This window comes from Gordonia sp. Z-3, from assembly GCF_036233855.1.
Lineage (GTDB): Bacteria > Actinomycetota > Actinomycetes > Mycobacteriales > Mycobacteriaceae > Gordonia > Gordonia tangerina.
Genome location: NZ_JAZARS010000019.1, coordinates 1 through 13,430, shown reverse-complemented (window position 1 = coordinate 13,430; position 13,430 = coordinate 1). Strand labels below are relative to the sequence as shown.

The following is a 13,430-nucleotide window of genomic DNA, read 5'->3' as shown; positions in this document are numbered from 1 at the left end:
TGAGTCGAATCGGCAGGTGACATTGCCTGAGTGCACCCCGATCTAACGCTCGTTCTACCTGTCTAGCACGCCGGAACCCGCCGGATCAACAGATCGGCGGGTTCGGGGGCGAACGTTGCTAGATGGCGCCCTGGTCCGCTTCGCCGGCAGGCGTCGCGGTGAAGGTCTTGACGTCGAGCGGGCCGGCAAGCAGATTGCCGATGGCCTTGCCGAGTTCGGCGAGCGCCTCGGCCTGGCCATGCGTGCCGAGCGCTTCCATCGATTCCCACTTCTCGATCATCACCAGGTCGGTCGAGTCGCCGGTGGCCTCGTGCAGTGCGTACTTGAGGCAGCCCGGTTCGGCATGCACCTTCGGGATGGCGGTGAGGACGGCCTCCTTGACGGCAGCTTCCTCGCCGGGCTTGGGGGAGATGGTGGCGACGACGATGACGGGCGACATGGCTGTCTGGCTCCTGAAAGTTGAGGGACGAAACGATCTCCGCTGACGTTAGGGCACGTGTGGCGCGGCGTGGCGGGCTTCGATGGAATCGGCGCTACCGCTTCTGTCAGGACCCGAGATAGGCGACGATGGCATTGGTCAGGCCGCGGCGCGCCTCGTCCAGGTCGGAATAGGTGCCCAACTGCGCCTCCGACACGAGCCCACGCATGGCGCCCGGGATGAATGCGGCGACTTCGCGCACCCGTGCCGGATCGACCTCGAGGTCGGCGAATGCCTTCTGGCAGGCGCGGGCCCAGCTGTCCTTCCACGAGGCGAGTTCGGCTGCGGTGTGCGGAAAGAGTCGTTCGAGTTCGGCGGGATCCCGCGGCAACGCGGCACGCAGCGCCTCGATGGCCCGGGCTTCGGTGGAGGTCAGCCCCGCGAACAGGGTGTCGACGATCTCGGCCACCCGGTCGGGCAGCGGCGCGGTGTTGTTCTCGCGGTAGGGCAGCTCTCCGCGATGCTCGGCGGTACGGCGCAACACTGCTGCCCACAGGCCGTCGACGTCACCGAACTGATACTTCACCGTGCCCCAGGTGGCGCCGATCTCCTTGGCGATCCGATTGGCCGACACCGAACCCGGCTCGCCCGAGGCCAGCGCGGTCACCGCCGCGTCGAGCATCGCCTCGCGGGTGGATCGTCCCCGACGGTTGGTACGCCGTCCGGAGGTGTCGGCGTCGGTGGTCATGACGCCTGATCCTAACGGGGATACCGCCGCGGTCTTGGTCCGTACGATCAAGGGTATGAGGGAATCTGACGGCGAATACTACGTCACGGCCGACGAGCTGAAGGCGTTCTGGGAATCGGGCCGCAAGCACTGGTACATGCGCGAGGACGGGTCCACCGATCTGTACTCCGACGAACTCGACATCACCCACGGCTGGCCGATCTACCTGCGTGATCGCGACGAAGCGTGGCTCGCGAAGTGGGACGGCAACTTTCAGAAGGCGGTCGAGGAGGAGCTCAACCCCAACCTCATCCGGCACTTCGAAGAGCTGACAACCCAGGGAAACTGGCCGCACCAGCAGGACTGAGCGACTGGGCACCGGCCCACTTCGGTATCAAGTCAACTCCAAGTGGGGTGCGCGATGCTTCTCGGCACACACCACCGAGGAGAACCCATGACTGTCGCCGACCCGTCCACCATTCCCGTTCCCGCCCGTCGAGTGCCCACCACGGCTGCCGGTATCGCGCTCGCCTGCAGCGCCCCGATCTGGGCGATCAGCGTCGCCGCAGTCGGCGACCACGAAGGCTTCGGCGCAGCCTCGGTGTTCGGCGGTCTCGCCGCCCTCGCCTTCCAGCTATCCGTGCTCGCGCTGCTGTCGGTGCAGCAGCGCAGCCACGCGATGGGCGTGGGCCGGGTGGCCCGCGTGGGCTACCGCGTCGAGGTGGTGCTCGGTGGTGCGCTGGTGTCGACGATCCTCGACATGTTCTGGCTGGTCCATGGGTCGGTCGTCTGGATGATCTTCGACATCTGCTGGCCGTTGTCGATGCTTGGGATGCTGATCATCGGCATTCGGGTCGCGATCGCGGACCGATGGACCGGTGCGCTTCGCTGGCAGACGCTGTTCGCGCAGAGCTGGCTGGTGTGGGCGTTGCCGCTCGGCGCCATCCCCGGTGTCGGGCTGTGGGGTGCCGTCGTGCAGACCATCCTCGGGTATGGCGGTCTCGGTCTGCTGCTCGCACGCAGGCAGGTGATCACCGCGTCGGCGCCAGTTTCGCAGAACCCCCTATCATAGTTACGTAGAACCCACTATGGTTCTTCTCGGAGGTGCGCGTCCGGAAGGAGAACCGATGGCCAGGACCCCGTTGTCGATGGAGCCGACCGGGTGGTTTCAGGTCGCGTGGTCGGCCGAGATCCGGGTCGGCGCCGTGCACAAGATGAAGTACTTCGGCCGGGAGATGGTCGCGTGGCGCTCGGCGTCGGGAGTTGTGGCCGTATTCGATGCTTACTGTGAACATCTCGGCGCGCATCTCGGTTACGGCGGACGGGTGGACGGGGAGAACCTCGTCTGCCCGTTCCACGGGTGGGAGTGGAACCGTGATGGTCGCAACGTCTGCATCCCATACGAGAAGCATCCCAACAAGGGGCGTCGCATCCGCAGCTATCCGGTTGTCGAACGCAACGAGGCGGTCTGGATCTGGTACGACGTCGAGGGGCGACCGCCGACGTTCGACGTCCCGGACATCTTCGGCGACTTCGACGACGACCGAACGGCTGATGATTACTATCCGCCGATCGCGGCCGCCACGCTCTTTCGCGAGGGCCTCGAGATCCATCCGCAGTACATCATGGAGAACGGCGTCGATTTCGCGCACTTCAAGTTCGTGCACAAGACGCCGTTCATGCCGGAATTCACTCGACACGACTTCAGCGGTCCGGTGTCCTATGTCGACTTCACGATCGCCTTCGATGAGGGAGCAACCCTCGAAAATGCCACCAGCGGGGTCGAATCCATCAATGCCGGCCTAGGCTGTTCGGTCACCAAGAGTTGGGGCATGGTCGACAACCGGACGATGCCCGCGGTCACCCCCGTCGACGACCACACCTCCGATGTGCGGTTCACGGTGTGGATCGGACGCAAGCCTGGTGAGGAATCCGGTCCCATCACCGACTACGGCAAGACGATGGCCGACTTTGTCATCGAGCAGTTCGAGGCCGACATCGAGATCTGGGCGCATCAGCGGTATTCCGACCCGCCAGCGTTGTCTCGCAAGGAATATCAGGGCTTCACGGCACTGCGCGCCTGGGCCACCCAGTTCTATCCGGACGGTCCGACGGCACCCGTCGGCTCCGATGACCGAAAGGCGATGTGATGACGGCTCCCGCACCGAGAATCCGCGTGTTCCAGGTGGCCACCGGCAACGTCGGTACCGAGATGATCGGCCGGATCGCCGGCCACCCTGACCTGGAATTGGTGGGCCTGCACTGTTATTCACCGGACAAGATCGGACGCGATGCCGGTGAGATCGTGGGCGCCGACCCGATCGGCGTCATCGCGACGGGAACCGTGGCCGAGATCATCGCGGCGGCGCCCGACGTGCTGACCTTCCACGGCGTCTTCCCCGACGAGGAGCTGTATGTGCAGGTGCTGGAGGCCGGCATCAACATCGTGACCACCGCGGACTGGATCACCGGCTTCCACCGCAACACCAATCACCCGCATCCGAGCGGCCGCAAGACCACCGAGATCCTCGCGGAGGCCTGCGAGAAAGGTGGTTCCACCTTCTACGGCACCGGTATGAATCCGGGTGCCGCGCAGGTGATCGCGGTGGCGCAATCAATGGATGTCGCCGATATCGAGAATGTCACGGTCACCGAGTCGGTGGACGTGTCGTGTCACCACTCGGCGGAGACCTGGCAGGCGGTCGGCTACGGCCGTCGGGTCGACGACCCCACCATCCCGGACTCTTTGCGCCGCTACACCGAGGTGTTCGCCGACTCGGTGTACCTGATGGCGGACTGTTTCGACCTCGAACTCGACGAGGTCGCCTTCAGCTACGAGCTCGGCGCCTGCACCAAGGATGTCGATCTGGGGTGGTACTTCCTGCCGGCGGGATCGCTGGGAGCCAACTACATCAAGTATCAGGGCATGGTCGACGGCGTGGCGCGCGTGGAGACCCACCTCGAATGGCAGATGACGCCCTTCGCCGATCCGGCGTGGGACATCAAGGGCTGCTACATCACCCACATCACCGGCGATCCGTCGGTCTACTCCAAGCACATGATCTTCCCGAAAGCCGGTGTGGACCTGTCGGACCCGTCGTCATTCGCATCGATCGGCATGACGGTGACGGGTATGCCTGCGCTGAACGCCATCAGCTCGGTGGTAGCGGCCCGGCCGGGCATCCTCACCAGCGCCGATTTGCCGTTGCGGGGCTTCGCGGGTCGGTTCAAGCGCTGAACTCGCGCGTATGGTTGACGCCATGGCCAGAACAGTTGCGAAAGCCGATGCCGTCGACCGCACCGAACTCCTGGAGTTTCTGCGGTCACGTCACCAGATGATCCTGAGCACCGTTCGTGCCGACGGGACCCCGCAACTCTCGCCGGTCACCGGCGGCGTCGACCAGGACGGTCGCATCGTCATCTCCACCTACCCGGGCCGGGCGAAGGTGGTCAATATCCGTAACAACCCGGTGGCCAGTGTGTGCGTGCTGTCCGACGAGTTCAACGGGGCGTGGGTACAGGTGGACGGGCACGCCGAGGTACTCGACATGCCTGATGCCGAAGACGGCCTCGTCGACTACTTCCGATGCATCTCCGGAGAGCATCCGGATTGGGACGAGTATCGGGCCGCGATGCGGACCCAGGGCAAGTCGCTGATCCGGATCCGGCCGACCCGCTGGGGACCCATCGCCACCGGCGGCTTCCCGGCCGATGTCGCCGAGCGTCTCGACGCCCAGGACGGCTGAACCTCAGGCAGGTGTCTTGGCGAACTCGATGGTGAGTTTTGCGTTGAACGCCGGGAGGTCGTCGGGATTGCGGCTGGTGATCAGCGTGTTCGGCCCCGATCGGCACACCACAACTTCCTCGTCCTGCCAGGTGGCTCCGGCATTGCGGAGATCGGTCTGCAGGCTGGGGTAGGAGGTCATCGTGCGACCGCTCACCACGCCGGCCTCGATGAGGGTCCATGGCGCGTGGCAGATCGCCGCCACGGGTTTCCCGGCGTCGAAGAACGCTTTCACGAACGCGACCGCGCTCGCATCGGTGCGCAGGAAATCGGGATTGGCCACGCCGCCGGGCAAGACGAGCGCGTCGAAATCGTCGACGCGGGCGGTGTCGGTGGTGGCGTCGACGGTGAAGGTGTCGCCACGGTCGAGGTGATTGAAGGCCTGCACCTCGCCGTCGGAGGTCGACACCAGTGTGGGGTTGCCGCTCACCGCCTCGACCGTCTTCCACGGCTCGGTCAGCTCCACCTGCTCGGCACCCTCGGGTGCGACCAGGAAGGCGATGGTGGTACCGGCGAGTTCCTCGGGCATGTCGGTTCCTTTCTCGACGATGGTCGAAATGGTCTGCGGCATCGGGTACCCGGGTGGACGAGCGCGCAAACCACGCAGGCGGGGTGGCGCGGGTAGCCTCAGGTCATGTCCGTCACGTCCGACGTTGCCGTCATCGGGGCCGGGATCATCGGCCTGTCGACGGCCTATCAGCTGTCCCGCCAGGGGTATTCTGTCACGGTGTATGAGGCGGGTAGGCCCGGATACGGACAATCCGCCGGGCAATCGCGCATCTTCCGCCACGCCCACGACGATCCGCGGTTGATCCGCCTAGCGGTGCGGGCGCGTGATCAGTGGCGCGGGTGGTCCGACGACCTCGGTGTCACCACGGTGTCCGACGACGGTGCGTTGGCGTTGGGCGAGACGGCGGGACGTCGGCTGCCGTTGCTCCGTGAGGCCGGCGTGGCGGCGGAGGCGATCGATGCCGATGCTGTGGCCGAGCTGCTGCCGATGCTCGGCGCGTACGAGGGCACCGCGGTGTTCGACCCGGGTGGCGGTTCGATCGACACTCGGGCCGTCATCTCCGCGTTGGCCAGCCGGGTTGCCGACAGCATCGTCGGCGAGCAGGTGATCGCGACACCTCGAGACGGCGACGGGATTGTCGTGCGAACGCCGACGACGCGGGGTGGTCACGGGTCTGTGGTGATCTGCGCGGGACGCGGCACCGCCGCCTTGGCGCGCGGAGCTGGGATCGCCGCGCCCGTACGTCTCGGAGCTCATGTGCGCGTGTCGTTCTCGGTACCAGGCGAGACATCACGACTGCCGACGCTGCAGGACGGCAGCGGCCACTTCGGAGCCACCGGCGTATACGCGGCCGCCTATCCTGACCGTTCGGGATACGGTCTCGGATTGTCCGATCACGTCGACGCCAATGACGACGGCGCCATCGTCGACGGTGCACGTCTCGGTGAGTTGGCGGACGCGGCAGTCGAGTACGTAGGTTCGGCGTTGCCGGGGTTGGACCCCACGCCGCGTGAGATCGTGCACTGCTGGGTGACCACGTTGCCGTGGGGCGATGACGGGATGGCGATCTGGCGGGACGGTCCGGTCGTCGTGATGGCCGGGCACAACCTGTTCAAACACGCGCCGGTCATCGGCGAAGCGCTCACCCAGACGGTGATCAACGCAGCGGTACCGCACGACTTCAGGCCCGATCAGCTTCTCGGTGCCGCGGGTTGAGGCCGACCTCCCGCTTCGTCCCTCGGTGGCATCACCGATGTTCGACCGGGCGCCACCGCAGGATCTCCAGGGCTGCCGCCACATCGACCAGGTTCTCCGCCAGCGGGCGAGGCAGCAGCGTGTCGGCCCGTGCGATACGGCGGATCACCGTGTTGCGGTGGGTGTAGAGACGAGCCGCGGTCCGTGAGGTGTTGCATTGCTCGGCGATCCAGGTGCGGACCGTATCGACCGTGTCGCGGTCGGCGGAACCGAGTTCGCCGAGTGTGTCGGCAAGGAACTCGTCGGTGGCGACGTCGTCGGTGGTGAGCAAGGACACGAGCCGCAGGTCGTCGTAGTTCGCCACCTGGTGACCATCGGGGTACCGGGCCATCAGGCGTTGGGTGGCCAGCGCCTGGAAGTGGCTGCGGCGGAGGCCGTCGAGGGAATGACCCGGCAGTCCGACGGCGATCCGCACTCCCGGGTGCTCGGGCAGTTCGCGCAGGTCAGGTGTCCGCGATTGCGGTAGCCACACCCACAGGGTCGAGGCGCTCGCCATGACGGTGAGGCGGTCGCGGCTGTGGTTCGACTTGGTCAGTGCGTCGGCCGCCGCCTCCAGGTCACGAGCGGCCGCGGCCCCCGGGTCACTCCAGATGACCGCGGCCACCTGCGGTCCGTCGAGTCGGTGCCCGAGCTGGGATTCGGCGCGGGTCAGTGGGATCGGCGCTCCCTCCAGCAGCAGCGCGACGGTCTGTCGGCGCTCCGCGTGGGTGCCGCGTGTGAGGTCGGCGCGTTCGGCGGCCATCCGCTGCGACATGGCGCCGACAGTGTCGTCGATGAATGTCGAGATCGACAACGACGACACGTCGAGGAGCGCGCGGAGGTCGGCGGGATCGTCGGTGAGGTCGAAGCAGATCTCCATCCAGCGTCGCCACGCGACGCTCTGCGCCGTGCGGTAGGAGTCCAGCGATGACTCGCCGAGACCGCGTCGCACCAGGTCGCGGGCAGTGTCGAGGACCTCGCCACCGAGATTGACCGGTACCCGGCGTCCGGGATCACGCACGTTGGCCGCCGCCCAGTGCAGCATGTTGGCGCTGTTGGTGCGGCGGGTGGCTTCGGCGAGCACCGGGTCGTCGGCGACAGCGGTCATCCGCACGCCGCCAAGTGCGGCGTCGTGCATCTCGCGAACCCACGAGTCGGGTGGGTTCAATGCGATCTCCGCGCCGCGGCGCAGCAACTCACGCACGCGGGGCGATATGTGTGGCCACTCGGACATGGCAACATTTTGCACCACTGAATGACCTGTGGAGTTGCAGATTGACCCTGGCGGTGTGGTCGTCGACTGAGCATGCTGGTAGCAACGCCTACGAGTACAGGAGCATCAGGTGACCACATCGAGCCCCGTCGACGGTGCCGCCGCCGTCGACACCGTCGACGTCCTCATCATCGGAGCCGGGATATCCGGTGTCGGCGCCGCGCGCTACCTCACCACCGAGCATCCCGCGAAGTCCTTCGCGATCGTGGAGGCGCGGGATGTCGCCGGTGGTACCTGGGATCTGTTCCGTTACCCGGGTATCCGGTCGGATTCCGATCTGTACACCTTCGGCTACGAGTTCAAGCCGTGGCGTGACAAACAGTCGATCGCCGATGCGCCGCACATCCTGGACTACCTGCACGAGACCATCGACGAGAACGGTCTCACCGACCTCATCCGGTACCGGCACAAGGTAATAGCCGCGGCATGGTCGTCGGCCGATGCGCGCTGGCTGGTCGACATCGACCGCACCGACACCGGCGAGCGGGTACAGATCAGTGCGCGCTGGATCTTCTGCGGTTCCGGCTATTACGACTACGACGACGGGTTCAGCCCGGACTTCGCCGGGCGGGAACGCTTCACCGGCCAGATCGTGCATCCGCAGCATTGGCCGGAGGACCTCGACTACGCGGGTAAGCGGGTGGTGGTGATCGGCAGCGGGGCGACTGCGGTGACCCTGCTACCCGCCATGGCCGACGACGCCGAGCACATCACGATGCTGCAGCGCACGCCGACCTACATCATCCCGTTGCCGCGGGAGGATGCGCTGGCCAACACGCTCAAGAAGGTGCTCGGTGACGAACGCGGCTACGCCCTGACCCGGCAGAAGAACGTCGCCCAGCAGCGGTTGATATTTGAACTGTGTCAACGATTTCCGAAGGCCGCCCGGCGTGTCATCCGAAGGATCAACGAGTCGCAGCTGCCTGACGGTTTCGACGTCGACAAGCACTTCAATCCGCCGTACAACCCGTGGGATCAGCGGCTGTGCGTGGTGCCCGATGCCGATCTGTTCCGCACCATCCGCAAGGGCAGAGCGTCGATCGTCACCGACCGGATCGACACGTTCACCGAGAACGGCATCCTGCTCGAGAGTGGTGAGGAGCTCGAGGCCGACATCATCGTGACCGCGACCGGCTTGAACATCAAGGTGATCGGTGGGATCGACCTCAGCGTCGACGGCCGGCCGGTGGCGCTGCCGGACACGGTGGTCTACCGCGGCATGATGCTATCGGGGGTACCCAATTTCGCGCTCGCGATCGGCTACACGAATGCCTCGTGGACTCTCAAGATCGGCTTGCTGTGTGAGTACTTCTGCAAGCTCCTCGGATACATGGATGCGCACGGCCACGACAGCGTCTGGGCCGTCGCCGATCCTGATCTGCCGACGCGCCCGCTGCTCGATTTCGGCGCCGGCTACGTGCAGCGCGCTCTGGACACGCTGCCGAAGCAGGGGCCACAGGCGCCGTGGGTGATGTCGATGAGCTACTACGCCGATCGTCGGCTGTTGCGTGGTGATGTGGCCGACGACAATCTGCGGTTCGCGAAGGCGACCGATCGGGCCGGCGTGGCCGCCGGTGTCTGACGCACCGACGGCTCAGTGACTGTGTGCGAGTACCTGGATGCCGAGCACGATGAGACCGATCAGGACGAGGGTGATCAGGGCGGCGAGCTTCTGTAGCCAGGTGATCTGGGCCCGGCGTACCGCCAGCCAGCCGACCAGGCCGAGTACACCGATGTAGACGAAGCCCGCGATGAGCAGTGCGGTGTCGAGTTCCAGAATCCCGATCCAGGCGGCCACGATGAGCCCGAGAGGGATCGTCAGTGTGCCCAGCGCGTTCGTCGAGATCCGGACCAGGGTGCGGAAGTCCCTGCCGTGCGGGAATTGCCGGTGCACGGCGAGGTGGGCGATGCCGTCGGAGGCGAAACCGGCCAGCACCACAGCCAGGACGCCCAGCGCCAGGATCTCGAAGGCGTATGCGGCGCTGTGGTGCCCGGCGCCGTTGTAGAGAACCAGCACGATGGCCAGTCCGGTGAAGCTGGCGTAGACCCGTTCCTTGAGGTACATCGTGGCGATACGTTTGGGGTTGGTGAGGTCGTCGTCATCGATCGGATCGGCGGTACCCGTAGAGCTCATGTGCCAATTGTGAGCCTATTGTGGCCGTCATGCGCCTCAACCCCACAGTTCCGGTCTCTTCCCTCGGTTTGATCGGCGGCTATGCGGCCGCTCGATTCACCGGACGGCGTGAGCTCGGCGGCGTCGTCCTCGCCGCTACGGGCGCATGGTGCGCGCGGGAGTGGAGCCAGCAGGGGCCGGTGGTGACGGCAGGCCTGCTGGGCACGTACCTGGGCGCGTTCGGCGCCTCGCATCCGCTGGCGAAGAAGATCGGGGCATGGCCGTCTGTGGTGGCGGTGGCTGCCGCGACTGCCGGAGTCGCCTACGTCGCGACCCGGGAGTCGTGATTGGACCGGGTCGGCTGCGCTGGTGACACGCACTGGCGGCCCGGTTGGGCGATATCGTCGCGTGCTGTCTGGAACAATCGGTAAGCGTGTCTCGGCAGACGAACGCGACCAGTAAGCCTCATGTGGTGATTGTCGGTGCGGGGCTGGGTGGCCTGCAGGCGGCGCGCCGGCTCAAACGGGCCGATGTCCAGGTCACCGTGGTGGACCGCGGCACCAGTCATCTGTTCCAGCCGTTGCTGTATCAGTGCGCCACCGGTCTGCTGTCCGAGGGTGCGATATCGAGTCCGATCCGGCATCTGCTGCGGCGGCAACGAAACGCGAGCGTCGTCCTGGGCGAAGCCGATGCCGTCGATGCGCAGGCTCGCACGATTTCGGTGTGTCGACCGGATGAGTCGACGATGACGATCGACTACGACTACCTCGTGGTCGCGGTGGGTATGCGCACGGCCTATCACGGCAATGACTCGTTCGCGCAGTTCGCGCCGGGGATGAAGACTCTTGATGACGCGCTGGCGATCCGGCGGCGGATCATCGGTGCGTTCGAGGTCGCCGAGACGTTGCCCGACGCAGCGCAACGCCGGCCGTGGCTCACGTTCGCGGTTGCCGGTGGCGGGCCGACCGGTGTCGAGATCGCCGGCCAGATCCGTGAGCTGGCCACCCTGGCGTTGGAGGACGAGTTTCGGACCATCGATCCCACCGAGGCGCGAGTGTTGTTGCTGCACGGGGGTGATCGCGTCTTGCCGTCGTTCAGTCCGAAACTGTCGGAGCGTGCCCAGCGAACCCTGGATGAACTCGGGGTGGAGACGGTTCTGGGCGTGCACGTGACCGATGTGACCGCCGAGGACGTCGAGACCACCAGCAAGGCCGAACCCCACGAGGTGGTGCGCTACCCGACTCGCACGACGCTGTGGACCGCCGGCGTCGAGGCGGTTCCGTTCGCCGGTGTGGTAGCTCGAGCCCTCGACGTCGAGCAGGACCGTGGCGGGCGTATCCCGGTCGAGGCCGATCTGTCCGTCGCCGGTCATCCGGAGGTATTCGTGGTGGGGGACATGAGTTCTCGCGACAAGCTACCCGGGGTGGCGGAGGTCGCGATGCAGGGTGGACGTCATGCGGGGGCCGTGATAGCGCATGCGGCGGCGGGAGGTACCGAACGGGAGCCGTTCAAGTACCGCGATTTCGGCAGTGCAGCGTATATCGCCCGCAGACATGCGGTGGTGGAGACCGGGAAGCTGAATCTGTTCGGCTATCTGGGTTGGGTGGCCTGGGGCGTCATCCACATCGCGTTCCTCGCCGGGATGCGCAACCGACTTGGCACAGTGATGAGTTGGAGTGCGACGCTGTTGACCGACTCGCGTCGGGAACGGGCGATCACGTTCGGGGACCCGGAGACCGCTCGGCAGCCCTATCGGTGAGGTGCTGCTGCTCGGCGATTACCTCTGAGGTAGTGGTTTTCAGCCCTCGGTGAGCGGAGGATGGAGGCATCCGGTAGCTAGGAGGTTCCCGCGATGTCCCAGAGGTCGGTTCCTGTTCCCGCCCACGCGCCGACACCATCGAGCCCGCGCTGGCTGACGATCGTGATGCGTTGTGACCGTTGGGGTTCGTACTGGTACATCGCTGTCGGCTTCTTGTTCGCGCCGGCATTGCTGATCCTCGACCCGTGGCCCGGCGCGGTGATGGTCGCCTGGGTGCTCATCTCATCGGCTGGTCTATGGCTGGGTCTGTTGGGGATTCTGATGGCATACGGACTCGCGAAAGTTCTCCGCGCGGGAGAGGAGATCTCCGAGGAATTCTGGTGGTCGCTGCTCGGGCGGCCACCGGGAGGCTGAGGCTTGATGGGCCCCTGCCCGGTCAGCGCGGGTAGGTGACGATGGTCTGTCCGGTGCGGGCGTTGCGCCAGGTGATGGTGCGGTCGGTGTGCATGGTCGGTATCCACGGCCCGTCGTGTTTGCGGTCGTGGTCGGGTCGGCATAGGGGTGCGAGGTTGAAGGCCACGGTCCAGCCACCGGCCAACGGGTCGGCATGGCAGAACTTGTGTAGGTGGTCGAGTTCGCATTCCTCGGATGGTCGGCCGCAGTAGGGGTAGCGGCAGCGCCGGTCGAGTTGAATGATTTCCGCGCGTAGCGCGGCTGACGGTTTGTAGGTCAGTGCTCCGGGTGGTGGGGTGGCGAACCCACCGTGCCCGGTCGGGTCGATCGGTGGGGCCGGTGTGCGGCTGCCGAAGATGATCAGTCCGCTGGCGGTGCGGGTTTCACTCGGTCGGGCGGTGACGGTCGTGGCGTGCGGTGCGATCCGCGCGGCGTGGGCCGGATCGATGGCGCCGTAGCCCATCAGGCGGGTCGGGTCGAGACCGGTGGGGTCATGGAGCAGGGTCAGGCCGGGCACGACGAGGCCGGGATCGGCGTCCGCGTCGGAGTCGGAGTCGCTGTCGGTTTCGACGGAGTCGTCGGCCGGTTCCGCATCGGCAACATCGGTGTCGTGCTCGGCGGGTGGTGCGGTGATGAACTCTCGTCGCGGCTCTGGAGAGGGCGCGGCATCCTGAGTGGTGTCAACGGCATGGGTTCCGGTGCCGGATTGGCTACTCTCGCCGTTGTTGTCGATGTTCGAGTCGCTATCGCTGTCGCTGTCGACGGCAGTGTCGTCGTCGAGGTCGGCGAGGGTGATCGGCTGTTCTTCTGCCGAATCAGGCCCACCCGTCTCGGGTTCGTTGGCGGTCTGGCCGGATGCGCTGGCGTCGTCAGCCGTGCTGGTGTCGACCGACGAGTCGCGCTCACTGTCGGTGACTGAACTCGGGGTGGCATCCGTGGTCTGCCCCCGGTTGCTGGTACGAGTCTGGCGGGCGGGGCAGGTGTCGTCGCCACAGTGGCAGCGCAGCTTCGCGCCGGGCGCTTTGATGATTTCGGCGAACGCGGCCACGCGTTGGGCTTTGATGCTGCGTCCATCGCGGCGGCACACCCGTCGGCTGATCAAGGCGCTGATGCGGTCGCGCAGGTGTACGCCGTGTTCGGCGGGGATGCAGGCATCGAC

At 66.1% G+C, this 13,430-nt stretch carries 16 protein-coding genes; 10 read left to right on the top strand and 6 right to left on the bottom strand.

Annotated elements, in window-relative coordinates; all coding sequences use genetic code 11:
- Nucleotides 1–118: 118 nt before the first annotated feature.
- Together VX037_RS19690 and VX037_RS19685 are read right to left on the bottom strand one after the other, a co-directional pair.
- Nucleotides 119–439 carry a putative quinol monooxygenase gene (locus tag VX037_RS19690; protein ID WP_235722952.1) on the bottom strand — a complete coding sequence of 107 codons (321 nt, stop codon included), beginning with the start codon at nucleotides 437–439 and terminating at the stop codon, nucleotides 119–121.
- A gap of 106 nt (nucleotides 440–545) precedes the next feature.
- On the bottom strand, nucleotides 546–1,166 hold the full coding sequence (locus tag VX037_RS19685) for a TetR/AcrR family transcriptional regulator (protein WP_266060626.1): 621 nt from the start codon (nucleotides 1,164–1,166) through the stop codon (nucleotides 546–548).
- A gap of 55 nt (nucleotides 1,167–1,221) precedes the next feature.
- Here VX037_RS19685 and VX037_RS19680 point away from each other — a divergent pair, with 55 nt between their 5' ends.
- The 5 genes from VX037_RS19680 to VX037_RS19660 all read left to right on the top strand — a co-directional run bounded on the left by VX037_RS19680 (nucleotide 1,222) and on the right by VX037_RS19660 (nucleotide 4,891).
- Nucleotides 1,222–1,512 carry a hypothetical protein gene (locus tag VX037_RS19680; RefSeq protein ID WP_235722950.1) on the top strand — a complete coding sequence of 97 codons (291 nt, stop codon included), beginning with the start codon at nucleotides 1,222–1,224 and terminating at the stop codon, nucleotides 1,510–1,512.
- Between the two features lie 87 nt (nucleotides 1,513–1,599).
- Entirely contained in the window at nucleotides 1,600–2,217 is a 618-nt protein-coding gene (locus VX037_RS19675; protein WP_328715536.1) for a hypothetical protein, read from the top strand.
- Nucleotides 2,218–2,272: 55 nt separating this feature from the next.
- On the top strand, nucleotides 2,273–3,295 hold the full coding sequence (locus tag VX037_RS19670; RefSeq protein ID WP_328715535.1) for a Rieske 2Fe-2S domain-containing protein: 1,023 nt from the start codon (nucleotides 2,273–2,275) through the stop codon (nucleotides 3,293–3,295).
- Nucleotides 3,295–4,383, top strand: a complete 1,089-nt coding sequence (locus VX037_RS19665; RefSeq protein WP_328715533.1) for an NAD(P)H-dependent amine dehydrogenase family protein — start codon at nucleotides 3,295–3,297, stop codon at nucleotides 4,381–4,383. The genes VX037_RS19670 and VX037_RS19665 overlap by 1 nt, the downstream gene beginning before the upstream one ends.
- Nucleotides 4,384–4,405: 22 nt before the next feature.
- Complete coding sequence (locus VX037_RS19660) at nucleotides 4,406–4,891, top strand: PPOX class F420-dependent oxidoreductase (RefSeq protein ID WP_287015829.1); 486 nt, start codon at nucleotides 4,406–4,408, stop codon at nucleotides 4,889–4,891.
- A gap of 3 nt (nucleotides 4,892–4,894) precedes the next feature.
- Here the strand turns inward: VX037_RS19660 and VX037_RS19655 are convergent, their stop codons facing one another.
- Complete coding sequence (locus tag VX037_RS19655) at nucleotides 4,895–5,458, bottom strand: type 1 glutamine amidotransferase domain-containing protein (RefSeq protein WP_235723048.1); 564 nt, start codon at nucleotides 5,456–5,458, stop codon at nucleotides 4,895–4,897.
- Between the two features lie 105 nt (nucleotides 5,459–5,563).
- Between VX037_RS19655 and VX037_RS19650 the strand changes: the two genes are divergently transcribed.
- The gene (locus tag VX037_RS19650; RefSeq protein ID WP_328715531.1) at nucleotides 5,564–6,655 is read left to right on the top strand and encodes an NAD(P)/FAD-dependent oxidoreductase; all 1,092 of its coding nucleotides are present in this window, start codon (nucleotides 5,564–5,566) and stop codon (nucleotides 6,653–6,655) included.
- Nucleotides 6,656–6,686: 31 nt separating this feature from the next.
- Here VX037_RS19650 and VX037_RS19645 read toward each other — a convergent pair whose 3' ends face one another.
- On the bottom strand, nucleotides 6,687–7,907 hold the full coding sequence (locus tag VX037_RS19645; protein ID WP_328715530.1) for a PucR family transcriptional regulator: 1,221 nt from the start codon (nucleotides 7,905–7,907) through the stop codon (nucleotides 6,687–6,689).
- A 109-nt stretch (nucleotides 7,908–8,016) separates the two neighbouring features.
- Here VX037_RS19645 and VX037_RS19640 point away from each other — a divergent pair, with 109 nt between their 5' ends.
- Entirely contained in the window at nucleotides 8,017–9,528 is a 1,512-nt protein-coding gene (locus VX037_RS19640; protein WP_266060637.1) for a flavin-containing monooxygenase, read from the top strand.
- Between the two features lie 12 nt (nucleotides 9,529–9,540).
- Here the strand turns inward: VX037_RS19640 and VX037_RS19635 are convergent, their stop codons facing one another.
- On the bottom strand, nucleotides 9,541–10,080 hold the full coding sequence (locus tag VX037_RS19635; protein ID WP_235722942.1) for a hypothetical protein: 540 nt from the start codon (nucleotides 10,078–10,080) through the stop codon (nucleotides 9,541–9,543).
- Between the two features lie 29 nt (nucleotides 10,081–10,109).
- Between VX037_RS19635 and VX037_RS19630 the strand changes: the two genes are divergently transcribed.
- The 3 genes from VX037_RS19630 to VX037_RS19620 all read left to right on the top strand — a co-directional run bounded on the left by VX037_RS19630 (nucleotide 10,110) and on the right by VX037_RS19620 (nucleotide 12,232).
- The gene (locus VX037_RS19630; RefSeq protein ID WP_235722941.1) at nucleotides 10,110–10,406 is read left to right on the top strand and encodes a hypothetical protein; all 297 of its coding nucleotides are present in this window, start codon (nucleotides 10,110–10,112) and stop codon (nucleotides 10,404–10,406) included.
- Nucleotides 10,407–10,492: 86 nt separating this feature from the next.
- A complete protein-coding gene (locus VX037_RS19625) occupies nucleotides 10,493–11,818 on the top strand; it encodes an NAD(P)/FAD-dependent oxidoreductase (RefSeq protein WP_235722940.1) in 1,326 nt (441 codons plus the stop codon).
- Between the two features lie 93 nt (nucleotides 11,819–11,911).
- Nucleotides 11,912–12,232 (top strand): hypothetical protein, encoded by a 321-nt coding sequence (locus tag VX037_RS19620; RefSeq protein WP_235722939.1) that lies wholly within the window; start codon nucleotides 11,912–11,914, stop codon nucleotides 12,230–12,232.
- Nucleotides 12,233–12,254: 22 nt separating this feature from the next.
- Here the strand turns inward: VX037_RS19620 and VX037_RS19615 are convergent.
- A partial coding sequence (locus VX037_RS19615) for an HNH endonuclease signature motif containing protein (RefSeq protein ID WP_328715529.1) occupies nucleotides 12,255–13,430 on the bottom strand: 1,176 nt, incomplete at its 5' end.